Raw genomic sequence first — 22,678 nt, 5'->3', positions numbered from 1 at the left:
AATCAATCAACAGGCTCATCATTACCCATTAAATAAGCTTTGATATAATCATTCAAATCTCCATCCAATACGTTCTGAACATCAGTTCTTTCCACACCTGTTCTGGCATCTTTAATCAATTTATAAGGATGCAATACGTAGTTTCGAATCTGAGAACCAAAGTCAATTTTCTTTTTGCCTGCTTCCACCACATTTCGTTCAGCACTTCTTTTCTCTACCTCTATTTGATATAACTGAGATTTCAGCATTTTCATAGCTTCTTCCCTATTACCTAGCTGTGTCCTATTAGCCTGACAAATCACCACTATACCTGTTGGCTTGTGTGTTAGCTGCACCTTGGTTTCCACTTTGTTTACGTTCTGACCACCAGCACCACCAGAGCGAGAAGTATGCAATTCTACATCGTTAGGATGAATGTCAATCTCAATGGTATCATCTACTACAGGATATACATAAACAGAAGCAAAAGACGTATGTCTTCTCCCACCACTATCAAAAGGTGATATCCTTACCAACCGGTGAACGCCATTTTCAGATTTTAAGAAACCGTAAGCCTGCGGACCATCAAATTCTAAGGTTACGGATTTTACTCCTGCAACATCACCTTCTTGATAATCTACTTCACGGACTTTATAGCCGTTGGCCTCACCCCACATGATATACATCCTCATTAAGATACCTGCCCAGTCGTTACTTTCAGTGCCACCCGCACCAGGAGTGATTTGTAACATGGCCGAAAGTTGGTCTTCTTCAGAAGAAAGCATCTTTTTAAGTTCCAACTCTTCAGTTTTAGTCAAAGCTTTTTTATAGGCTTTGGCAACTTCTGCTTCGGTAGATTCTCCCATTTCGAAGAATTCATAATAGGTTTCAACCTCACCATATAATTCATGCAGCTCTTCAAAATGTTTCGTCCATTCCTTTAAGCCTTGAATTACTTTCATGGTTTTTTCGGCCTCATCTGAATCATTCCAGAAATCAGGTTGGGCTGATACCAATTCCAGTTCTTTTATTTCTTCTACTTTTTTATCGTAGTCAAAGATACCCCCGAAGTGCTTTCACTCGGGCCTTTAAGTCTTTTAAATCGTCACTAGTCATTAGGATGTTGTTTAAAAAATATGATTAATTAAGACCTATTAGGTCTAATTATGAAACATCAAATTATATATATGCTTCGGTTTGTGTCTCCACAAACCGTTAAAAGTGTTTATGTATCTATTTTCATTTAACAATACACAAACCTAAATTTTCTTTAATGCTTTTTGCCTTTCTTTTTGCTTGAACAAAAAGAAACAAAAATTCAAGACAAAAAGATGCTCCAACCCTACAATCTTCCCTCACTCCGCCTTTTTGTTCTCCCTCCTGCTCTCTATGAGCAAACTTCATCATTATGAAACTTTGGTTTGTGTCTCCATAAACCTTGAAGAGATAATAATTCAAATTAAATAACCCCCATAAAAAAAGCCGTACAATCGTTCATCATACGGCAAATTCAATATTTTTGCTATCCGTTAAAGCTTAAAAATCCAGTCAAATTTATCTTCTGACTCGCCTAATTTAATGGCATCCATTGCTTTTAATACTTTATTGGAAAATGCTCTTTCTGCAATTGGAGGTAAGGTATAATCCGCCCCATCATAACCGATTAAAGCAATATGAGCTATAGTTGCGGCAGTTCCAGCTCCGAAAGCATCTTGTAAAGTGCCATTTTTAGCCGCATCAATTACTTCTTTAATGCTAATTTTTCTTTCCTCCACTTTCATTCCCCACTCTCTTGCTAAGGTCAAAACAGAATCTCTTGTAATTCCTTTCAAAATGGTTGTACTGACTTCAGGAGTAATGAGCGTATCGTTAATGACAAACATAATGTTCATAGTACCTGACTCTTCAATATACTTATGCTCTGTAGCATCTGTCCAAACCAATTGGTGATAACCTTGCTTTTGTGCTAATCTTGCCGGATATAAAGAACCTGCATAGTTACCCGCTGCTTTCGCATAACCAGTTCCCCCTTTGGCAGCTCTGGTAAATTCTGTTTCGATTTTCACTTTCACTGGTTCGCTATAATAAGCGCCCACAGGACAAGTTATAATCATAAATCTATATTTTTCGGATGGCTTTATACCGATGTAGTTATCCATCGCAAAAACAAAAGGACGAATGTATAAAGCCGTATGCTCTTTACTTGGAATCCAGTCTTTATCTAAATTCAGTAATTCAGTCATGGCTTGCATGAAAAGCTCTTCTGGCACTTCAGGAATGCACATTCTTTCCGCAGATTTGTTCAATCTTTTAGCATTAGCATCCGGACGAAAAACTACAGCTTCTCCATTTTTATTTTTGTAGGCTTTTAACCCTTCAAAAATTGACTGTCCATAATGAATGACACTAGATGCTGGGGCCATGGAAAGGTTTTCATATGGCACAATTCTTAAATCGCTCCATTGACCACCTTCATAGTCCGCAATAAACATATGGTCAGAATACACTTTCCCGAAAGGGATATTGTTAAAATCCACCTCATTAATGCGTGAATTTTGAACTTTATTAATAGAAATATCTAAAGTATCTAACATGATGGTCGGTTTAATTTAAAATTCCACGAAAGTACAAAAAAAAGGGTGAAATTCCAATTACTTTTTAGGTACCCAAGGCACTTCACTAGCATTCAATTCTTGGGTTAATTTACGGCTAAGCATGAATAAGTAATCAGACAATCGATTTAAATATGTGATTATCAAATCATTGACTTCTTCGTGTTCTTTCAAGGCCACCACTCCCCTTTCTGCTCGCCTGCAAACGGTACGCGCCACATGCGTGAAAGAAACTAGCTGATGACCGCCCGGCAATATGAAATTTTTCATTTCCGGAAGGCTATCATTCATTTCATCTATGTTTTTTTCCAATCGCTCTACATCCGATTCGGAAATATCTGGAATAGGAAATTTGCTCCCTCCTGGCTCTTTTGCCAACTGCGAACCTATGGTGAATAATCTGTCCTGAATTTCAATAAAAAGCAGATTGCGGGAAGTATTTTCTTTATGGTCACGCAATACGCCCATCCAAGAATTCAGCTCGTCCACATTGCCATAAGCATCTATGCGCAAATGCGCTTTCGATACCCTTGAACCACCCAATAAGGAAGTTTTTCCTTTATCTCCCCCTTTAGTATATATTTTCATTTTTTGTAGTCGTTAGTCACAGGGCAAATATAGGGGGAAAGGGCGGAAGAAGGGAGAAGTTTGGCGTTAGAAGTTATGAAATGGTGAAAAGAGGGCCAATTACATCTTAACTATCTAATTTTTCCTTAAAGTGTAGGTATCATAAATTCCCTCACCATAACTTCTCTTAATAGTTATTAGGTCACCTGTGGTCGATATGTCAAATTTCCCTGATAAAATAAAAGACCAATCAAATTCTGCCGTCCATATACATAGATTTTCAAATTCAATTTGCGTACCCTCTCCATTGTAAGTACCTCTACAGATTGCTGGATATTTCACAATGCTACTTTCGCCCTCAAATTTATTTCCTTTAAAGACTAAAGTCACTCTTGCTGGTTGATAATCTGCGATTGGACTAGATCGGTGAAATTCTCCAGTATATGTTCCGTCAGCTATCATAGAAGGTTGAACCTCATTTCTATTACAAGAAATTAAAAGTACCCCTATTGAAATTATTATTATTCCGATTCTCATTCATAAAATTATTGTTTTACTAGGACACTCATTTGCTTTACAAGGTTGGGTATGGTCTTTGTAAAAGTAGTCCAAAAGTTCGCGTGAATTTTTCGAGAATCTTGATTATTAAATAAATGTCATGATGAAGCTTTTTAATGCTTCATTCACAATTTCAAATAAAATTAACTCACGATGCAATGGATTTTAGGGCACCTTTACGGATAAAAACTTTTCTAAAATAGAAATAAATTAAACTTAGCGCTAAAGTTGTTCCAATTAGTAAAGCTGATTCTTGAATATTAAATTGCTGGAAAATCAAATCAATTGGATCAAAATCCAATCCGCGTTGATCTTTTATGAGAGAAGAGGCTTTGTAAGCATGGATAATTGATTCCAGAAAATAGCATACGATTACCATAACCAATATCTTAACCGCATAAGCTTTTTTTGACTTTGAAAGATATTGAGGAAAGAGGTAGAAAACGTTAACAAAAAATAATAAACCCACTATTACTCCGGATGTAACCGTATGAACATGGACCCATGGAAGTGTGCGACTGAACATCATTCCATGGTAAATATTATAGGACACTAAGAAGAGATAAACTAGTGCCAATAATATTATTTCGATTAAATATCTGACTTTCATACACTTAAAATTCACTTTATAATAAATTATCTATAGCAGAATAAAGTTTTTCCTTTTGACTTGGTCTGGGTGCATTTGCATCAATCACCATTTTATTTTTATCAATTAGTAAGTAATGCGGTATAACAAAAGGCTCCTCCATTTCTGGTACTTCGTCCCAAATACCCTTATAAAAATCTAAGTTCATAAGCATGTGATTTCCTTCTAGATTATAATTTTTAATGGCCGCCTTCCACTTTTGAACATCATCAATATGATTATACGGGGATGCTAAATAAACAAACTCAACTTCCTTATCTTTATATCTCTCTTTTATTTCGTTAAGATTCTTAAACTCTTCTATGCAGGGTCTACAATACACTCCCCACATATCAACATACAGCACCTTATTCTCAAATTCCTTTCTACCGACCAAATCCGAAAGAGATGAAATTTCATCATAATCTTTAAGGATAATTATGGATTCATTTCCATCAAAAGAAAGGTCATGGTAATATTTTACTACATAGCCCCCAAGAACGATTATGGAAAGCATCCCAACAACTGCTAAAATTTTCTTCATCTTTTCAACTTTTTGGTTGTGATTATGATCATCTTAAAATAGTTTCTAAAATTGAACAATGATTTAGAACTTAGCATCTAAAAATCTTAAATTCTTTAAAACAGAAAACCATCAGCTGGTAGGCTCAAAGTTTTTAATTGAATATTTAAACTGATAAAGTAAGTGAGAAATCAGTTTTTAAAGACGGAAATTCAACTACCCATCAAAACCATTTTTTAAGTTTAATCGCTGTTTTTCAAAGACAAAGTTTGTTTTATCTGTTTTTACTGTCAGTTTTTATAACTCTTTTAGACCAATTATCGATTCGAATAATATAAATTCCACTTGGTAAGTGGCTTAAGTCAACTTTTGTTAGCTCTCTTTTTAAAAATTGAGTATAAACTGATTTACCTTCCAAGGTGGATACATGAATATCTCGTTTTTCATTTAAAATACTTTCTGGAATTGAAATCGTTAAAGCCTTCGTAAAAGGGACTGGGTATGCCTTTATAAACTTTTGCTGTTCTTCGTTAATGGCTAAGAAGGACTCATCAAATATAGAAAATGATTGATATACCGTATCAGAAGCCAAATAAATATCCGTTTCTAAGCTGTAAGCTCCTATTTCCACCCTTCCTGTATCCAACAAGGTGACTATATTGTTTTCAATCGATACTTTATCTTCTCCTTCTGAAATTAAATAAAGAACATCCAAATTTGAAGAATTTGTAACGGTCAATGTTAATTCGGATTCTATAATTGACAGATCATTAATCGGTTCAAATTCAAGTATTTGCTCATTTCTTAAAATTTGAAAGCTTTGATATATAGTATCTGAATCCAAATAAAGGTCTGTTCCTAAGCTGTAAGCTCCTATTTCCACCCTTCCTGTATCCAACAAGGTGACTATATTATTTTCAATCGATACCTTATCTTCGCCACCTGAAACCAAGAAAAGAACATCCAGGTTGGACGAATTTGTAGTGGTCAATGTTAATTCGGTATCCAAAATTGATAAATCATTAATCGGGTCAAATTCTATCATTTGGAAGTCCTTAATAAATACATCAACCACCTGAGTGTAATATGAAAAGCCCCCATCTGTCATAGCTGAAACTCGATAATAATATTTTGTTCCATTGGTCAGGTTAATATCCATATATTCCACCGAATTAGCATCCGTTTCTGCAACTACAGCGAAATTTATGGAATCAGTTGATCGCTCAACTCTGAATCCTATCTCTGTATCTGAATTATCAGACCAGGTTAAATTAGCCGAACTACTTTCTATATAAGCTACATTTAAATTGGTAGGCTTAGTAGGAAAATCAATTTCGGTAATTTCTAAAAATTGATTTGAATTCGTGTTTATAAATTCCTGGTATCCTTTTAGTGGCCATTCTACTAAGATGGTATCCACCGATGCAGATGAAGCAAGTCCAAAATGAGCATTTAAACTACTTTGGGCTTTATTTCCAGTCTGAGATTGAATAGTTCTTTTTTGCCAACCTTCAACTGTTTTTAATCTAATATTTGACCCAATGGCTGAATTGTTAGAAATCGTTCCAGTAAGTTTAATATTAATCCAATTATTGCCATTTTCCGTATTTTTGTAAAGTAAATTCTCATTAGACAGTACGCCTTCCTCTAAGTTTGCAAAATATAAATCTAAGAACCCATCCCTATCGTAATCAACAGTTGTTACTGATTGTGCATAAGTAACATCCGTAATCCCCCATTCAGTGGAAACATTTTCAAATCCGGCTCCAGTATTTCTAAACACATAATTACCAGTAGTTGAAGCAATTGCTAAATCAATCAACCCATCATTATCAAAATCGCCCCAAGCACTACTGTTAGCCATGATATCAGCATCTGTTACTGCATTAAAAACTTCTGTAAATGTGCCATCTCCATTGTTAACAAAAAACTGATCAGCTCTATTGACATTGTTGGTCACAAATACATCAAAATCGCCATCATTATCAAAGTCCGCCCATGAAGCTCCCACAGTTTCATTGGGAGTGCTAGTTAAGCCAGAATTTTCAACAAGCTCCAACATACCTAAACCATCGTTGGCGTATAACAAATCATTTTCATAATAATTGGATACCATCAAATCTAGACTTCCATCATTGTTATAGTCTATCCAACTTGCTGAATTACTATTCGCATTATCGTTAACAGGTGAAAGCTCAGTTTCTTTTGTAAACGTACCATTCTGATTGTTAGTAAATAAAAAATTATTACTTCCGTAATTTGTGACAAATAAATCTAAATAGCCATCATGATTATAGTCCCCCCATGCAGAACTATTAGAAGCTCCTATATCTGTACCATCAACTATATCACCGGTGGTTATTTTCTCAAATGTCTCATTTCCTAAGTTTCGATATAGATAATTTAACCCTGAGTTTGTAACATATAAATCAAGGTATCCATCATTATCGTAATCTCCCCAGGTTGCGTTTCTGCCCACCCCATCTTCAATTAAAACTAAGTCTGTAATATTACTAAATGTACCATCACCATTATTTTTGAATAGCTGATTAGTGGTAGGATTACCTCCGAAAACAGTTGTTACGTTAACAAAAAGGTCATCAAATCCATCGTTGTTGTAATCTCCCCATGCCACACCCCGACTTTCGCTGGCATTTGATACTATTGGGTCATCTGTAATTTTGATGAATTGGGAATAAGAAGTACTAAAGGTCAGGAGACTGACAATCAACATAAATAAAACTCTGTACATATAGATAATTTTAAAATTAATTAATCATGATAATTGAATAGAATCCATGAAATTGATACTATTCCAATCATTTTTCATTCAAAAACTTCTCAAAACAGATATCCATCAATAGGTGGGTTTGTAGGTTTTGATCGAATTCATGAACTGCTAAAATAGGTAAAAAATTTATTTTATAAGCAATTTTCTAAAAAATCTGTAGAGAAAGAATTACTCTCAGCGATTTTGATTATCTAAGCATAAGTTGAAACGGTGACAATAGATTAGTAAAGCATTTAATCTAAACTTTATTTCCTGCTTATTTTAAACAGATTTCTATCTAGGATCTGGCCTATTCTGTTGTTTCATCAACTTGCCAACAAAACAACCTGCTAACTTGTCAACTTAGATTTCACATTAACAGCTAATAACGGAAAAAAGAAAAACACGCCTATCATAGAGAAAATCAAACCGCCTATAGTGCCAACGGCCAGCGAAAACCAGAAAACTTCATTCTGTCCGCTCATGACGAATGGAATTAAACCAAAGCAGGTCGAGAATATGGTTAATAGAATCGGTGCGGCTTTGGTGGTAACTGATTTCAGGAATCCTCTGCTGTTTTGGACTTTTCTGTTTTTAAAATCATATAAAATATAAATCCCTGCATTTACAGTTAAGCCTCCCAGCATTACAAAAGCGGCATATCCGCCCTGGTCGAAATAAAATTCAAACCAACCAAACGTTAAGAACAAACCGATAAATGAAAGCGGAATTAACAGCAAAATATAGAATGGAAGTTTGAAGCTCTCAAACAAAATACTGCAAATGAAGAATATCGCCACTATAAGCAAAAGCAATAATGAATACTGCTTTTTGGCATCTGCTGAGCCCCAGCTGTAAGATTGCTTTTCAGCAGTGTAGCCAAGTGGTTTAGTTTGATCATAGGTATTCAAGACTTCTTCCAAATACTTACTACCAAAGCGAGAAGAACCATAATATTCAAAACTCAGGATTCTGATATAACTTCTGTTTTCTTTATAGATCGCATTGACGGTGCTCTCCAATTGCAGCTTGCTTAAGTTGCCTGTCGGGATTCTTTTGCCTGCATAATCTAAGCTGTATTGCTCTAAAGCAAATTTATTGAAATCATCTGCCTTAGCTGAAGCCAGCACTACCGGAAACTGTTCTCCATCGATTGGCAAATAGGCAGATGCACCATTTGCGGGAGCATAAGTTCGAATGGCATTGGTGAAATCTGACAGGCTGATATTATGAAAAGCCAGTTCCTTCAAATCAGGCCGAATGATATATTCTTTGCTTTTCTGGTCTTGCCAGCTCATTCTTTCATTGGTATTCACTTCCTGTATGCGCGGATGTTCCAATAGCATTTCGGCTACTTTATCTGCCTGACTCTCCAATTCGAAATAATTATAGCCTTTTAACGCCACTCTAAAAGACGGAATCCTATCTCCCGAACCTGTACTAAAGCCCTGCCCTACTCCATAAACACTCCAATCCACGCCACTCCAGTTCGTGCTTCTTGAAGAAAGTCGGGCCTTGAGCTGATAAGGGAAGGCTGATTTTTCATATTCTTCCTTGAAGATAATTTCTATCCTTCCATACTGTCCCGAATAGATTTGCGTAGTGAAAATATCAATGCCTTCCTGTTGAAGTAGGAATTCCTCAAAATCCTTCATGATGGTATTCATCTGTTCTAGCGTATTGCCGTAAGGAAGTCTCCCGGTAATGTAAAGCCGCGTTTTTTCATTTTGCCTATAGCTGGAACGCTCATAGACATTTCGCACAAAAAGGCGCAAACTTCCGCCTAACAACTTATCAGAAATCGGTCGAATATCATCTTGATAGACATCCGAGCCAATGATTTTATTGTACCATTCGTGATCCTCCCATTTGGCTGGAAGCATGAAAATGGGCAAACCAAAAGCCAGCAAAAGAACCACAAAAAAGCTCTTTCGATAGTTAGCCGACCAATTAATTGCGCGATAATATCTATTAAACCACTTCACTTTCCTGCGGAGTTGCGGGATAGAATTTCCTTTTTTATTGCGGTTTTGAGCACTGAACAATAGACTGTAAAGCGCAGGGGTAAAAAATAAGGCTACCAATAAAGATACCCCCAGAAGCAAAGCTACCACTTTAGAGAAATCTACCAAATTCATTTTTTGTTCTTCCGGTAATAAGAAAACCAAAAGCAAAGCAGCAATGGTAGTTAAAGAAGCGGCTAGCAATGCTAAAAACAAATGACGGTTTTTGTATTTGTGGATGTGATCAATCATCACAATGGCATTATCGACTATCAAGCCAAAGGAAATCGTTAAACCAGCCAATGAATAGAGATGGATTTCAATATTCAGAGCCCATACTCCAATGATGGCCAAGGAAACATTGACGAGTATACCCGTAAAAAGCACCAGTAAATAGCGCCAGTTTCGGTTAATAAGAAATATGAAAAATATCAGAATGCTGATGGATAAAATGGAACGCTCATAGAGTTTGTCTAGCTCCTTTTCTAAATATTCTGTATCATCATAAACCAGGCGAAGTGCCACGCCTTCCGCCAGGCTATTTTCAATTTCACCTAATCTGCTTTTTACATCACGAGCCAAATTGATGCGGTTTACCCCTTCTCGCGCTTCCACCACCAAAGTCACAAAGTTTTCCCCGTTTATTCGATAGTGACTATTAGCTTCCTGTTCTTCCAGATTGATATCCGCCAAATCTTTCAAACGATAATTTTTGCCCGATTTGCGCTGCGTAATTTTCAATTCCCCGATTTGCTGAATGTCGGTAAACCGTTGATCAAGCACTAAAACATATTTTTCATTGCCTGCACTTTGCGCCAAACCAGGATAACGCAACTGACCGCTTTGCTGTAAAAGAGTTCTTAAATCAGCTGGATTTAAGCCGTAAGCATCCAATTTCTTAGGGTGAAAATTGATGCTGATTTGTAAATTATTAGCTCCATAAACTGGCAGTGATTCAATCCCTGCAATATTCTGTAATGGTTTAACGATAGATTCCTGGGCAATTTCTTTAATTCTGTAGGATGCAAAAGGCCCGCGTACGGTATAACGTAAAATGGTTTTGTTCTGGGTTTCGTCATTTCCCCCACTGCTCTGCAAAATAGGATAGCCCACCTTCTCATCTAATTGGGGATAAACCTGGCGAATTAAAGTAGCGACTTCAAAGCGTTTGTAAGCCAAATCCGCATTTTTAGAAAAGCGCAAGGTAATATTTCCGCTTCCATAGCGCGATTGAGAATTGAGTTCGTCTAAATCTCTGAGTTGAGATAAAATATTTTCAAGCGGAGCAGTCGCCAACTTTTCTACTTGTGTGGGATCAGCATTACGCACACTAAATTGCAAACTGATCTCAGGCGTCTGATAGGTAGGGTTCAGGTTAACTGACAGTTTGGGAATAAGCGCCAGTCCCATTAAACTAACGACCAAAAATGAAATAATAATGCGAAATGGGGTCATACGGTAAAGATAGGAATTATTAGGGATTGTGAAAGGCGTAAACTAGGTTTTTAGGTTAATTTTTAACTAATAAAAAAAGCTCCAAAAATTAGGAGCTTTAATGGTTAATTTAGTTTCTAAATTTATTTTATATTAGCTTTAACAAGTAAACGATTAAACTTATCTTTTGTATTTGATTTTACAATGGCATATATATTAACGTTACCTATTTTATCATATGTATCGATAACAAGGTTAATATATCCTGAATCAGATGCCAAAATTCTCTTTTGAGATATTGTATATGAAGTACATCCGCATTCTGGATTCACATAGTCGATTATCAAATCATTAGCTCCTGAATTTTTAAAACTATATCTTGCAGTCAAGGTATCACCTTGTTTTACATCACCAAAATCTATAATCTCATTATCAAACCTTATAGTAGTAAGTAGGTTATTTTCTTTCTGTACATCCTGGTTATTTTCAGAATTATTTTCGGTGCAAGAAATTGTAAAGATTAAATAGAAAATTAATATATAATGAATACTTTTCATAAATTCTCTAATTTAAATCTATACAAATTTAATTTACTATCATCATTAGTTTTCAACTCTCCATAAACATAAGGTTCAATATATCCTTTAACTCTAAAAGATTTGGGAACCTGAACATCACCAATCAATGTCTCATCTTCAAAAATTTGCAATCCATCATAATCAGAATGTTTACCTTTCGTATAACTTCTAAATAAAAGACCTACATCATCAACGAATTCTAAATATGAATACCATCCAAGTTGCGGTCGTTTATTAAAGTATAAATCCTTAAACAATTTTGAGTCAAATTGTTTCATTGTAATATAATCTGTAGCCATATTTCTGCCCTTCGACCCAAAAACTGAAACTAAATCGAAATTCTGATCATATTTAAAAATTAAAGAGTCTATTTCATGACTAACATAAAAATAATTATTTTCATCAATATCATAGGAGAAAAATGAATGATGTGGTAAATATTTTTGTTCCAAATACTGAGGAGAACGTTTTCCTAATAATTTGTCTATTCTGCCAGATTTCAAATTAAGGCGGGCCAAAATATGCCCCTTATCATAATAAAAGTCAGAATTAATACCATTAAAATATTGAGTCTCTCCATAAATAGGTAAGTAAACATTACCATTTTGATCCTCACGAATTATCAAATTCTGATAGTCTAAAGTATATAAAGCAAACTGATTTACATCAGGTGATGAAGATGTCCTGACTTTGTTAACATCTTGTGCACCTTCCCAACTAAAAGTATAACTTTTAATACGTTCAAAACTTGAATCAGAATGAACATGTACATCAAATGTAGAACCTAAAAATAAATGGTTTCCAGATTTTAAATTCACGTAACCGTCTAAATATGCAGTATTAATTTCATTAGGACCTGCCCCTTGGCCTAAGTGACGATTAACTAATTTTCCATTCGGATTAAATTCGTATACCCAACCAAATCTTTGATCAACAAAATTTATTTTATTATCAAAAATCTCAAATGTACCAGAAAATGACGTTGATATATTAGGAAGCATGACTTCTTCAATATATATACTATCAATTTTAATATTTTTTGAGTAACTTACTTTTGTGGATTTTTCCTTGTGGTTACTCGTACAAGATATTACCGTAAAAATAATAAATACGTAAATAATTTTTTTCATCACATAACAAATTAAAATAAGGACTATTAAAAATAGCCCTTATACCTTTCTAACAATTTCCATCATAATTGCTACACTGAATATTACCACCTGCTTCACTTTGCGCACAGTTAGATCCACTTCCAGAAGCTTTACAACTGCCAAACATAGTACAATGACATATAATTTTGTCTCCAGATGAATCATCTTCCTTGATTATCTGACCATTTGCAAACCCAGTTGATAACATCGAGAATAATGACATAGCCATAACTGCAATGAATAATTTTACTTCTTTTTAAAGTTAAAATTTGAAAATAAAACAATAATCAATCAAATATTATCAAGTGTAAAATTCATGAATCCTACAACCAAAGGCCTAATAAGATCATAAAATTCATAATTCTTATATTGATTAAGTGTTTTTGAATCTCAACAGTTGCTAACTTGCGGTGAAAAAAAACAAATAAACATTAATAATTTCAATTGATTTTTAAACCTAGATAAAATTTAAAAATAATCAAAATTTAATACATTAGTTTTGTACCAAGAATTTAAAACTTAAGTGAATATTTATATTAATCATGCAATATTGCAATTTAATATTCAATTAACCTATTTATTTAAGACTGATATATTTATAAAATTATAATGTTGAACTATTCATAAACACTTGGGAGCAATATATAGCTGTCCAATACAGATATTTATATTCATTGCTACCGGGATTAAAATAAATACTTAAATTATTAATTACACCCTCAAAAAAAAATCATTAGTTTTAATTCAATTTCCTTTGATTCTAAACTACCAAAGTAGTAGTTTTAAGTTTGAACCAAAATCGATATGTCAAAAAAATTATTTCTACTCCTCATTCCGTTTGTTTTCTGGGCTTGTGATTCAGAAGATAAAATAGATGAAAAAGCAGCAACGGAGAATGTTAAAAACACTCCGCCCAATACTTTGGTAAAAGTGGACACGGCTGTAACCGCTCCTTTTTATTTATTAATTCAAAGTTCTGGAAAGGTGAAAGCGCATAAAGATGTGCAGGTTTTAGCAGAAACTACAGGCACTGTTCAGCAAGCCAATATTAAATCAGGACAGAAAGTTTCCGAGGGAGAGGTTTTAGTTCGATTAAACCCTCAGGAAGCACAATTGAAGTTGCAGTCTGCAGAAATCAATTATGAAAAAGCAAAACTGGAATTTGAAAACAGTCTGATTGGATTCCCTAAATTGATTGCTCAGCAAAATCCAGAGCAGGACAGTCTTTATCAAAAGTTAAAAATAGGAAGTGGTTTGCAAGAGAGTAGTATTCAAATGCAGGAAGCCAAAATAGCACTTGCTAAAACCGTGATAAGAGCACCATTTTCGGGTACTTTATATGATGTAAAAGCTTTCATGGGCAAAAATGTAAAAGCTGGTGATGAACTATTTTCTGAATTTAACCATCGTCTTTTGGTGGAAGTCAATTTATTGGAATCGGAAGCTTTAAACTTAAAAGAAGGCATGCCAGCAGAAATTCGCAACCCAGCTATGGATGCTAATTTTTCAGGGGAAGTTTTCAGCATCAACCCAAAAGTGGATGAAAATGGATTGGTGCAAACGAATATTCTGATCAAAGGAGAACATACTCTTTGGCCCGGAATGAATGTGTATGTGGAAATCAAAATTCCAAAAGGAGAAAGATTGCAAGTGCCCAAAAGTAGTTTGGTTTTGCGTTCTGGCAAGCCTGTGGTTTTCTCTATAGAAAAAGAATTGGCAAAATGGAATTATGTGGAATTAGGATATGATAATGGCAAAATGGTGGAAATCACCGATGGTTTGGAAGCCGGAATGGTGGTGATTACCAACAACAATTTGCAATTAGCACATGATGCCCCTATCAGCATTCAAAATTCGGATAACTAATGACCCGCTATTTCATCCAGAGACCCATAGCCGTCATTATGACTTTTGTTGCGCTCATTGGTTTGAGCGTATTGGCATGGTTAAATAGACCTGTTTCCCTCCTACCCGATATTGATGTGCCTGAAATGGCCATTCGAGTGAATTATGCCAATGCCTCACCCGAGGCCATTGAAAATAACATCCTGAAACCCATGAGGGAATCTTTGGCTACCATGCAGGGATTGTCCGATTTGCAGTCCACTGCTTCCAATGAAAATGGTTTGTTGCGCTTACGGTTTGACTATGGACAAAGAATGGATTTGGCTTTTGTTGAAGTCAATGAGAAAATTGACCGGCTGACAGACCAATTTCCTGCTGATATGACACGCCCAAGGGTGATTCGAGTAAACTACACCGATATACCAATTGCAAAAATTCAGTTGATTCCCAAGGATGCATCCAATATGGTAGAAAGCTCCCAGCTGGCCGAAAATGTAATTAAAAAGCGCATCGAGCAAATAGAAGGCATTTCATTGGTCGATTTAAACGGAACGGTAGATGAGCAAATCAAAATCATTCCCAACTTAAAATCCTTAGAAAGAGCCGGATTGGAAATAGAAGCCATTTCTCAAGCCATTCAATCTGCTAATCAGGAACTGGGCGGAGTGGAAGTGAAGGATGGGCAATACCAATATTATATGCGTATGGCAGGTAGGTTGAATGATGCAGCAGACATTGCTGAAATACCTGTTAAAATTAATGAAGAGAAGTATATCCCGATTCATCAGTTAGCAAAAGTAGAAACTGCAGAAGAGAAAGTCAGCGGTTTTCATTTTTTCAATCAGAACAGAGGCATAGTGATGAATATTCACAAGCAACCGCAAGCGGTGATGACGGAATTAATGCCTGAAATTGAAAAATCCATAGCACAATTTAAAAAGGATTATCCCACTTTAGATATCGCCATCACACAAGACCAATCCGTTTTCCTGAAAGCAGGAATAAACAACCTGCAAGGCAGTTTATTGTTTGGTGGGTTATTTGCTTTTGGAGTACTATTTCTTTTTATGGGCTCGTTTCGCTTGCCCGTCATCATGGGGCTTAGTTTGCCACTATCTCTGATTTTATCCTTTCTATTCTTTGAAATATTTGGTTTGAGCATCAATATTATTTCGCTTAGTGGTCTTGCACTTGGATTAGGAATGCTAATTGACAATGCCATTATCGTACTGGAAAACATCAGTCGAAAGCGCATGGAAGGTCTTAATTTGCTAGATGCTTGCGTAGCTGGAGTGACTGAAGTTCAGGGAGCATTAATCAGTTCGGTTTTGACTACTTTAGCAGTATTTATCCCTTTGATTTTCTTAAGTGGTGTAAGTGGAGTGTTATTCTTCGACCAGGCCGTTTCTGTGGGAATTATTTTGACGGTTTCTTTACTGGTTTCCTTTGTTTTGCTTCCTCTGCTATATCGCCTGTTCTTTGAAAACAAAAAGGATTTTAAGAAAGAAGATAGTCGCTTTTTCAAACATATTCTAAAAGGTTTTGAAAAATCTCATCATTGGTCATTCCGAAATAAAAGCTTAAGTATTATTATTATTCTCTTGATAATCCCTCTTGGGATTTTGGCATTCTGGAATATGGAGCAGGAAGGTTTACCCAAAATCACCAGAATCGATGCGGTGGTCAAAATCAATTGGAATGAACCGATTGATGTTATTGAAAATGCAAACCGTAGTCAGGCATTACTGAATAATTTAAATCAGCAACTTGAATTTAGCGAAACCGATGCTGGCATTCCTCAATATTTGTTGAGCTTGGAAAATGCAGAGTTGCAGGAAAGCTTGATATATTTGCAATTTGAAAATGAGGAAGCTAAAAATGAGCAATTGAACTTGCTGGAAAATCGAGTAAGGCAATCCTATCCAAAAGCTTCATTTGAAAAAGAAAATGCTAAAAATGCCTTTGATATGCTATTTGCCAGCGAGGACCCTTATTTCAGGGTGCAGTGGCAGGACCCCAATTTGAAAAATTCTAATCCAGAAAGTGTAAAGTCTGTACTGGAAAGCTTCCCTACCAATAATTTTCTTGCAGGACCTTCATTACAGGAAGAAAGCAGCATGATTATGTCCATAAAGCAGAAAAAATTGCTGCAATATGGCATTGCTCCAGAGCAAATCATCAATCAACTGCAACGGATTTTGGGTAATTACAAAATTACGGAATTAAAGCAATTTGCCATCATAACGCCTGTGGTTTTAGAAACGGATGAAAAAGCGTTTGCTGAATTGTTAAAAATCGCCAAGGTAAAAAACAGTGAAGGCAAAAGTTATGCTTTGGAAAATTTTGTAGATTATGAATGGGGTAACAGATTAAAGAAAATTACCGCTGATGTATCGGGAACTTATTTTTCGGTAAACTTAAATCAAGATGCAGTTCTAGAAAATAATCCTGAAGAACTAACAAATGAAATTAATCAATGGGCGAGTGACAACAGCTTGATTCAAAAGGTATCAGGTAGGTATTTTTCAGATCAGGAGAATCTAAAAGAACTGGCTTTTATATTGTTGATTTCTGTAGTGCTATTATATTTTATCCTTTCGGCTCAGTTTGAAAGTTTCTGGCAACCACTAATCGTGATTTTCACTTTGCCTTTCGGAATTATGGGCGCTATGATTGTGCTATGGCTAGGCGGAAGCAGTATCAATATCATGTCGGCAATAGGAATGGTAGTAATGCTTGGAATCATGGTCAATGATGCTATTTTGAAAGTAGATACCATGAACCGAAATTTAAAAGCCTTAGAGATAAGAGATAAAGATAGCGTTTATGAAGCCATTTTTTCAGCTGGAAAAATCAGGTTGAAACCTATTCTGATGACCTCTATCACCACCCTTTTGGCCTTAAGTCCGGTATTGCTTTCAGGCGGCTTGGGAGCTGAATTGCAAAAACCTTTAGTGCTAGCGGTAATGGGCGGCTTGACTATAGGAACTTTTACGGCTTTGTATTTTGTGCCTTTGGTTTATTATAAGTTGACACGTTGACGGGTTTTCCGGTTGGCAAGTTAGTGGTAGAAGACTGTTAGCAGTACCAAGAAGTGTGGCCGCTTTTTTCTAGATACTTGCTACTAGATACTTTAGTCTAATTAGGCCATTACCGCAGCTCAGACCGGAAATCGACATCATCGTAAATATCTATTCTGTGAAGATTTTTGTCCACAGTCTATTTTCAACTTTCAATTGCTCCGTAGTGCTTCAATCAGTTCAGCTTTCTTCATTTTAGAACGGCCATCTATCCCTACTTTTTGAGCTTGATCTTGTAGTTCGTCTACAGTCCATTCCTCGTAAGGTGGCGCTTGTCCGCCTTTTTTACCTGCATCTGGTGTATTGGCAATGCGAGCAGCTTTTTCCTTACTCACGCCTTTGTCCCTTAAAGCTTCGTACTGCTCTTCATTTTTTACGGTTGGTATGTCATTCTTTTTAGCCATTTCTTTGTCGATTTTACTTAATATAACCGATATAAAATGGAAATGTTACTAATTCAGTTTGTTGAATCTTCTTCTAAATATTCCTCTCCTGTCATGACTGGTTCTAAATTCTCCATTTCTTCCATGGTGAAAATTCTAGAGCGGATGATGAAACGTATGCCCATAGGAATTTCCAATGAGAAGCTTGAGCCTCGGCCTTCTGTAACATCTAGAGTGAGATGGGTGTGTTTCCAATATTCAAATTGGTCTTTGCTCATAAAGAAATCACAGCCGTAAACTTGTCCTAACCATACGTCTCCTCCCCCAACTTTGAAATCTCCTTTTTCAAAACACATAGGCGAAGAACCATCGCAACAGCCTCCACTTTGATGAAACATCAATTCACCAAATCTATCTCTTAATTCATCAATTACTTCTATTGCTCGATCGCTTATTGTTACTCGTTCCATTTTTTACAGTTTTAAGTTTAAGGTTCTAAGTCATAAATAAAAAAAGTTATAAGTTGTAAATGAGTTTCCTTACTTACAACCTATAACTTACTACCTAAAACAATCTACTAAAAGAAACCTAATTTATTCTTATCATAAGAAATCAACATGTTTTTGGTTTGTCTGTAGTGATCCAACATCATTTTGTGGTTTTCTCTACCGAAACCTGATTTCTTATAGCCACCAAATGGAGCATGTGCAGGATATGCATGGTAGTTATTCACCCAAACACGACCTGCTTTCACAGCTCTTGGCACTTGATACAATTCATGTGCATCTCTACTCCAGAAGCCGGCTCCTAAACCATACATGGTATCATTGGCGATTTCTATAGCTTCTTCTGTGGTTTTAAATGTACAAACCGAGGTAACAGGACCGAAAATCTCTTCCTGGAATACCCTCATTTTATTATGGCCTTTGAAAATTGTAGGCTCAATATAGTATCCATTTTCTAAACCAGAATTTAGATCCGCTTTTACACCACCGCAAAGCACCTCTGCTCCTTCTTGCTTACCTATTTCCAGATAAGAAAGAATTTTCTCAAATTGATCATTTGATGCCTGAGCTCCCATCATGGTATCTTCCGCTAATGGATGTCCCATTTTAATGGCTTTGGTTCGTTCTACTACTCTTTTCATAAATTCATCAGCGATGTCTTCATGTACCAAAATTCTAGAAGGACATGTACAAACCTCTCCTTGATTTAAGGCAAACATCACAGCTCCTTCAATACATTTATCTAGGAATTCATCATCCTTATCCATTACAGATTTCATAAAGATGTTTGGTGACTTACCACCTAATTCCATGGTCACTGGTATAAGGTTTTCGGAAGCATATTGCATGATAAGGCGCCCCGTAGTAGTTTCACCAGTGAAAGCCACTTTTGAAATTCTATCAGATTGTGCCAATGGCTTACCTGCTTCAGGACCGAAACCAGTTACTACATTCAATACACCAGCCGGCACTACATCTTGAATCAATTCCATCAAAACCATTAGAGAAGTTGGGGTTTGCTCAGCTGGCTTAACTACGGTGCAGCACCCAGCTGCCAAAGCAGGAGCAATTTTCCAAGTTGCCATCAATAGTGGGAAGTTCCATGGAATAATTTGCCCTACAACTCCTAAAGGCTCTTGCAAGTTAATACTAACAGTATGTTCATCATGCTCTGAAATACTACTTTCATCTGCTCTGATGGCTCCTGCAAAATAACGGAAGTGATCCACGCATAGCGGTAAATCTGCTGCTCTGCATTCTCTTAATGCTTTACCATTGTCAATGGTTTCTACTCTTGCAAGCATTTCTAAGTTTTCCTCAATAATATCGGCAATCTTCAATAGTACATTTGCTCGTGCTGCCGCAGAAGTTTTTGACCAGGTTTCAAAAGCTTTGTGTGCTGCATCAATTGCTCTATCAACATCCTCTTTTGTTCCTCTGGCTGCTTTGGTAAAAGCTTTTCCATCCACAGGACTGATATTATCAAAATATTCTCCTTTTGCGGGCTTAACCCATTCCCCACCGATAAAGTGGTCATATTGCGCCTTAAAAGTAGGGCGATCTACTGTTTTGTGAGTTTTTTCTAACGTTTCCATAGTGATTTTTTAATTTTTAATATGTTGTAATTTCATACTTATAATTCTTAATTATTTTGTTAAGCGTATGAATCATTTTGCTTTCCATCTAATTTTTAGAATATCATAAAAATTACTAAATTGTAAGACTGCTTTCTTCATTTTATGCAAGGAGTTCTATCAGGATTTAGAAACCTAACAAATAGGTAATAGAAAGTAGGAAAATAAATAGCTATGAACAATGCCATCCGACCATACCAAGTACCCGTAGGAAATGAGAATTCGCTTTTCACATTAGTGGAGAACCGAACTGCTTATACTTATGACAGTTGCGAATTGAATGTTTTTGAAACGCATCAACAGGCAAAAGATGTAAAATTGGTTTTTAACGACTTTGTATTCACTTCTATGTTGAGGGGTAAAAAAGTCATGCATCTGGAAAATAAAGAAGCATTTGACTATCTACCAGGGGAATCAGTAATAGTTGGCCCAAATGAAGTGATGGAAATAGATTTCCCAGAAGCAAAAAAAGGACAGCCTACTCAATGTATTGCATTAGCAATTTCACAACAACTGATTGATTTCACATTGGAGATGCTAAATGAAAAGCATCCGAAAGTAATGGAACAAGAGCAATGGAAAATTGATCCTAGCATTCATCATATCATTAATAATCAGGAGTTGATTAATACGGTAGATCGGATCATCAAAATTTCCAGAACCGAGGATAACACCACTAAGGATTTATATGTGGATTTAGCAATGAAGGAAATGATTATCCGATTAATGCAGACACAAGCCAGACATGTTTTCACCTCCTCACCTAAAGCTTTAGCTTCCCACCATCCGTTGGCTTATGCCATTCATATTATTCAAAATAAAATAGGCGAGAAAATTGATTTTGATAGATTAGCAAATGCCGCTTGTATGAGCAGGGCTACTTTCTTCAAAAAATTCAAAGAGGCTTTTGGCTACACACCTGGGCAATATGTACTATCGGAAAGAATTAAGCTAGCTAAAAAGTGGTTAAAAAAACCAAACTGCAGTATTTCTGAAGCTTGTTTCAATTCAGGATTTGAAAATCTCTCGCATTTTACTAGTGCCTTTAAAAAAGAAGCAGGTATTTCCCCTTCTACTTATAAAAAAAATAAGCAAGGGAGTGATTCATTTTTGAATTAAAATCATATCTCTTTAGGATGTTAGCGCATATTAATAACAAGATAATGCTATGTATAACTCACTACTTTTTTCTCCAGTAGCCATACAATAACTTTTCAAGCGAAAAATTAATATTCGTATCCCATTTTCATTCCTACCGTAATAGAGTAGAAACAAAAACTACAATTTGGAAGACTATAACAGAATACTCGATGATATTTTACATACCGTTAATTCGGTTGACACTCCAGGAAAAGTAGCCACCTATATTCCTGAATTGGCAAAAATTGATCCTTATAAATTCGGAGTATCATTACAGTTTGCAAATGGTGAAACATACAATGCAGGGGATTATGATGAGCGTTTTTCCATTCAAAGTATTTCTAAAGTCTTTACTTTAAGTATGGCTATTCAATGCATAGGTGATAAAGTTTGGGATCGAGTAGACGTAGAGCCTTCAGGCGATCCTTTCAATTCATTAGTGCAATTAGAGCATGAAGCAGGTATTCCCAGAAACCCATTTATCAACTCAGGAGCGATCGTAATTTGCGATATTTTACTTTCCGAATTAGATAACCCTAAGGAAGAATATTTACAATTCATGCATGACCTGCAAGGAAATGACAAGATTCAATACAATGAAGAGATCTTTAAATCAGAGAAAAGCATGGGCTATAGAAATGTGGCCATGGCAAACTTTATCAAAAGCTTTAGGAACATCCACAATAATCCAGAAGATGTGCTTGATTTTTACTTTTACACTTGTTCTATAGATATGAGCTGTGTAGAATTGGCTTGGTCTTTCCAGTTATTTGCTCAACATGGAAAGTGCGCTCCAGATGGTACTTTATTCTTAGAACCCAATCAAATCAAAAGAATTAATTCCCTTATGTTGACTTGCGGATTCTATGATGAGTCAGGTGAGTTTGCTTTTCGCGTGGGCTTACCTGGGAAAAGTGGCGTTGGCGGAGGAATTGCAGCTGTCTTGCCAGGTGAATTCAGTATAGCGGTATGGAGTCCTAAATTGAATGAAAAAGGAAACTCGGCTAAAGGTATGCACGCTCTGGAATTATTTACCACCCATACTGAGATGTCTATTTTCTAAAAAAATATAACCACAATATAAATTAACCACAATAGATTAAAAAGAAAACAAAAGGACAGTCAAAGGCTATAAAAGTTTAACCACTCCTGACTTCCGCACTCATTTTTGAATAATTTCATAAGTTAGTGATATACAGAGGTTAAGGTGTTTTTGATTTGGTATTTTGGGTGTTAATTTTATTGAATATCTTTGGTTTCTATGTTTTTACGCAAACTCAAATCGAA

At 35.8% G+C, this 22,678-nt stretch carries 18 protein-coding genes; 4 read left to right on the top strand and 14 right to left on the bottom strand.

Annotated elements, in window-relative coordinates; genetic code table 11:
* Positions 1-2: 2 nt before the first annotated feature.
* The 11 genes from prfB to VFM92_RS09290 all read right to left on the bottom strand — a co-directional run bounded on the left by prfB (position 3) and on the right by VFM92_RS09290 (position 13,032).
* Positions 3-1,095, bottom strand: a protein-coding gene (gene prfB / locus VFM92_RS09340; RefSeq protein ID WP_325121948.1) for a peptide chain release factor 2 whose coding sequence is annotated in 2 segments (ribosomal slippage) — positions 3-1,034 and positions 1,036-1,095 — 1,092 coding nt in all. Because the reading frame shifts where the segments join, the coding sequence is not laid out codon by codon here.
* Positions 1,096-1,508: 413 nt separating this feature from the next.
* Positions 1,509-2,573: a branched-chain amino acid aminotransferase gene (locus VFM92_RS09335; protein ID WP_325121947.1), complete on the bottom strand. Its 1,065-nt coding sequence runs from the start codon at positions 2,571-2,573 to the stop codon at positions 1,509-1,511.
* A 57-nt stretch (positions 2,574-2,630) separates the two neighbouring features.
* A complete protein-coding gene (locus VFM92_RS09330; RefSeq protein ID WP_325121946.1) occupies positions 2,631-3,179 on the bottom strand; it encodes a cob(I)yrinic acid a,c-diamide adenosyltransferase in 549 nt (182 codons plus the stop codon).
* Positions 3,180-3,293: 114 nt separating this feature from the next.
* Complete coding sequence (locus VFM92_RS09325; RefSeq protein ID WP_325121945.1) at positions 3,294-3,695, bottom strand: hypothetical protein; 402 nt, start codon at positions 3,693-3,695, stop codon at positions 3,294-3,296.
* A gap of 169 nt (positions 3,696-3,864) precedes the next feature.
* Entirely contained in the window at positions 3,865-4,326 is a 462-nt protein-coding gene (locus VFM92_RS09320; protein ID WP_325121944.1) for a hypothetical protein, read from the bottom strand.
* A 16-nt stretch (positions 4,327-4,342) separates the two neighbouring features.
* Entirely contained in the window at positions 4,343-4,888 is a 546-nt protein-coding gene (locus VFM92_RS09315) for a TlpA disulfide reductase family protein (RefSeq protein ID WP_325121943.1), read from the bottom strand.
* A 253-nt stretch (positions 4,889-5,141) separates the two neighbouring features.
* Positions 5,142-7,619, bottom strand: a complete 2,478-nt coding sequence (locus VFM92_RS09310; RefSeq protein ID WP_325121942.1) for an FG-GAP-like repeat-containing protein — start codon at positions 7,617-7,619, stop codon at positions 5,142-5,144.
* Between the two features lie 368 nt (positions 7,620-7,987).
* Complete coding sequence (locus VFM92_RS09305) at positions 7,988-11,095, bottom strand: efflux RND transporter permease subunit (protein ID WP_325121941.1); 3,108 nt, start codon at positions 11,093-11,095, stop codon at positions 7,988-7,990.
* Positions 11,096-11,217: 122 nt separating this feature from the next.
* Positions 11,218-11,631, bottom strand: coding sequence for a DUF1573 domain-containing protein (locus VFM92_RS09300; protein ID WP_325121940.1), 414 nt, complete (start codon positions 11,629-11,631; stop codon positions 11,218-11,220).
* Entirely contained in the window at positions 11,628-12,782 is a 1,155-nt protein-coding gene (locus tag VFM92_RS09295) for a hypothetical protein (protein WP_325121939.1), read from the bottom strand. The genes VFM92_RS09300 and VFM92_RS09295 overlap by 4 nt, the downstream gene beginning before the upstream one ends.
* 49 nt (positions 12,783-12,831) lie before the next feature.
* A complete protein-coding gene (locus VFM92_RS09290) occupies positions 12,832-13,032 on the bottom strand; it encodes a hypothetical protein (protein WP_325121938.1) in 201 nt (66 codons plus the stop codon).
* Positions 13,033-13,607: 575 nt separating this feature from the next.
* Between VFM92_RS09290 and VFM92_RS09285 the strand changes: the two genes are divergently transcribed.
* Together VFM92_RS09285 and VFM92_RS09280 are read left to right on the top strand one after the other, a co-directional pair.
* Positions 13,608-14,669, top strand: a complete 1,062-nt coding sequence (locus VFM92_RS09285) for an efflux RND transporter periplasmic adaptor subunit (protein ID WP_325121937.1) — start codon at positions 13,608-13,610, stop codon at positions 14,667-14,669.
* Complete coding sequence (locus VFM92_RS09280) at positions 14,669-17,689, top strand: efflux RND transporter permease subunit (RefSeq protein ID WP_325121936.1); 3,021 nt, start codon at positions 14,669-14,671, stop codon at positions 17,687-17,689. The genes VFM92_RS09285 and VFM92_RS09280 overlap by 1 nt, the downstream gene beginning before the upstream one ends.
* Before the next feature lie 191 nt (positions 17,690-17,880).
* Here VFM92_RS09280 and VFM92_RS09275 read toward each other — a convergent pair whose 3' ends face one another.
* The 3 genes from VFM92_RS09275 to VFM92_RS09265 all read right to left on the bottom strand — a co-directional run bounded on the left by VFM92_RS09275 (position 17,881) and on the right by VFM92_RS09265 (position 20,212).
* Entirely contained in the window at positions 17,881-18,132 is a 252-nt protein-coding gene (locus VFM92_RS09275; RefSeq protein WP_325121935.1) for a Rho termination factor N-terminal domain-containing protein, read from the bottom strand.
* A gap of 53 nt (positions 18,133-18,185) precedes the next feature.
* Positions 18,186-18,581 (bottom strand): DUF779 domain-containing protein, encoded by a 396-nt coding sequence (locus tag VFM92_RS09270; RefSeq protein WP_325121934.1) that lies wholly within the window; start codon positions 18,579-18,581, stop codon positions 18,186-18,188.
* A gap of 107 nt (positions 18,582-18,688) precedes the next feature.
* Complete coding sequence (locus VFM92_RS09265) at positions 18,689-20,212, bottom strand: aldehyde dehydrogenase family protein (protein ID WP_325121933.1); 1,524 nt, start codon at positions 20,210-20,212, stop codon at positions 18,689-18,691.
* Between the two features lie 213 nt (positions 20,213-20,425).
* Here VFM92_RS09265 and VFM92_RS09260 point away from each other — a divergent pair, with 213 nt between their 5' ends.
* Positions 20,426-21,370 (top strand): AraC family transcriptional regulator, encoded by a 945-nt coding sequence (locus VFM92_RS09260; protein ID WP_325121932.1) that lies wholly within the window; start codon positions 20,426-20,428, stop codon positions 21,368-21,370.
* Between the two features lie 166 nt (positions 21,371-21,536).
* Positions 21,537-22,454, top strand: a complete 918-nt coding sequence (locus VFM92_RS09255; RefSeq protein ID WP_325121931.1) for a glutaminase — start codon at positions 21,537-21,539, stop codon at positions 22,452-22,454.
* Positions 22,455-22,678: the final 224 nt, after the last annotated feature.

Source organism: Marivirga sp. (genome assembly GCF_035704835.1).
GTDB lineage: Bacteria > Bacteroidota > Bacteroidia > Cytophagales > Cyclobacteriaceae > Marivirga.
Note: the sequence above shows the minus strand (reverse complement) of the source record. Positions and strands in the feature narration are given on the sequence as shown.

Coding starts and splice junctions, on each gene's coding strand:
- VFM92_RS09325 (WP_325121945.1), bottom strand. CDS start 3,695: ATGAGAATCGGAATAATAATAATTTCAATAGGGGTACTTTTAATTTCT.
- VFM92_RS09330 (WP_325121946.1), bottom strand. CDS start 3,179: ATGAAAATATATACTAAAGGGGGAGATAAAGGAAAAACTTCCTTATTG.
- VFM92_RS09285 (WP_325121937.1), top strand. CDS start 13,608: ATGTCAAAAAAATTATTTCTACTCCTCATTCCGTTTGTTTTCTGGGCT.
- VFM92_RS09300 (WP_325121940.1), bottom strand. CDS start 11,631: ATGAAAAGTATTCATTATATATTAATTTTCTATTTAATCTTTACAATT.
- VFM92_RS09315 (WP_325121943.1), bottom strand. CDS start 4,888: ATGAAGAAAATTTTAGCAGTTGTTGGGATGCTTTCCATAATCGTTCTT.
- VFM92_RS09295 (WP_325121939.1), bottom strand. CDS start 12,782: ATGAAAAAAATTATTTACGTATTTATTATTTTTACGGTAATATCTTGT.
- VFM92_RS09270 (WP_325121934.1), bottom strand. CDS start 18,581: ATGGAACGAGTAACAATAAGCGATCGAGCAATAGAAGTAATTGATGAA.
- VFM92_RS09305 (WP_325121941.1), bottom strand. CDS start 11,095: ATGACCCCATTTCGCATTATTATTTCATTTTTGGTCGTTAGTTTAATG.
- VFM92_RS09320 (WP_325121944.1), bottom strand. CDS start 4,326: ATGAAAGTCAGATATTTAATCGAAATAATATTATTGGCACTAGTTTAT.
- VFM92_RS09335 (WP_325121947.1), bottom strand. CDS start 2,573: ATGTTAGATACTTTAGATATTTCTATTAATAAAGTTCAAAATTCACGC.
- VFM92_RS09265 (WP_325121933.1), bottom strand. CDS start 20,212: ATGGAAACGTTAGAAAAAACTCACAAAACAGTAGATCGCCCTACTTTT.
- VFM92_RS09280 (WP_325121936.1), top strand. CDS start 14,669: ATGACCCGCTATTTCATCCAGAGACCCATAGCCGTCATTATGACTTTT.
- VFM92_RS09275 (WP_325121935.1), bottom strand. CDS start 18,132: ATGGCTAAAAAGAATGACATACCAACCGTAAAAAATGAAGAGCAGTAC.
- VFM92_RS09260 (WP_325121932.1), top strand. CDS start 20,426: ATGAACAATGCCATCCGACCATACCAAGTACCCGTAGGAAATGAGAAT.
- VFM92_RS09310 (WP_325121942.1), bottom strand. CDS start 7,619: ATGTACAGAGTTTTATTTATGTTGATTGTCAGTCTCCTGACCTTTAGT.
- VFM92_RS09290 (WP_325121938.1), bottom strand. CDS start 13,032: ATGGCTATGTCATTATTCTCGATGTTATCAACTGGGTTTGCAAATGGT.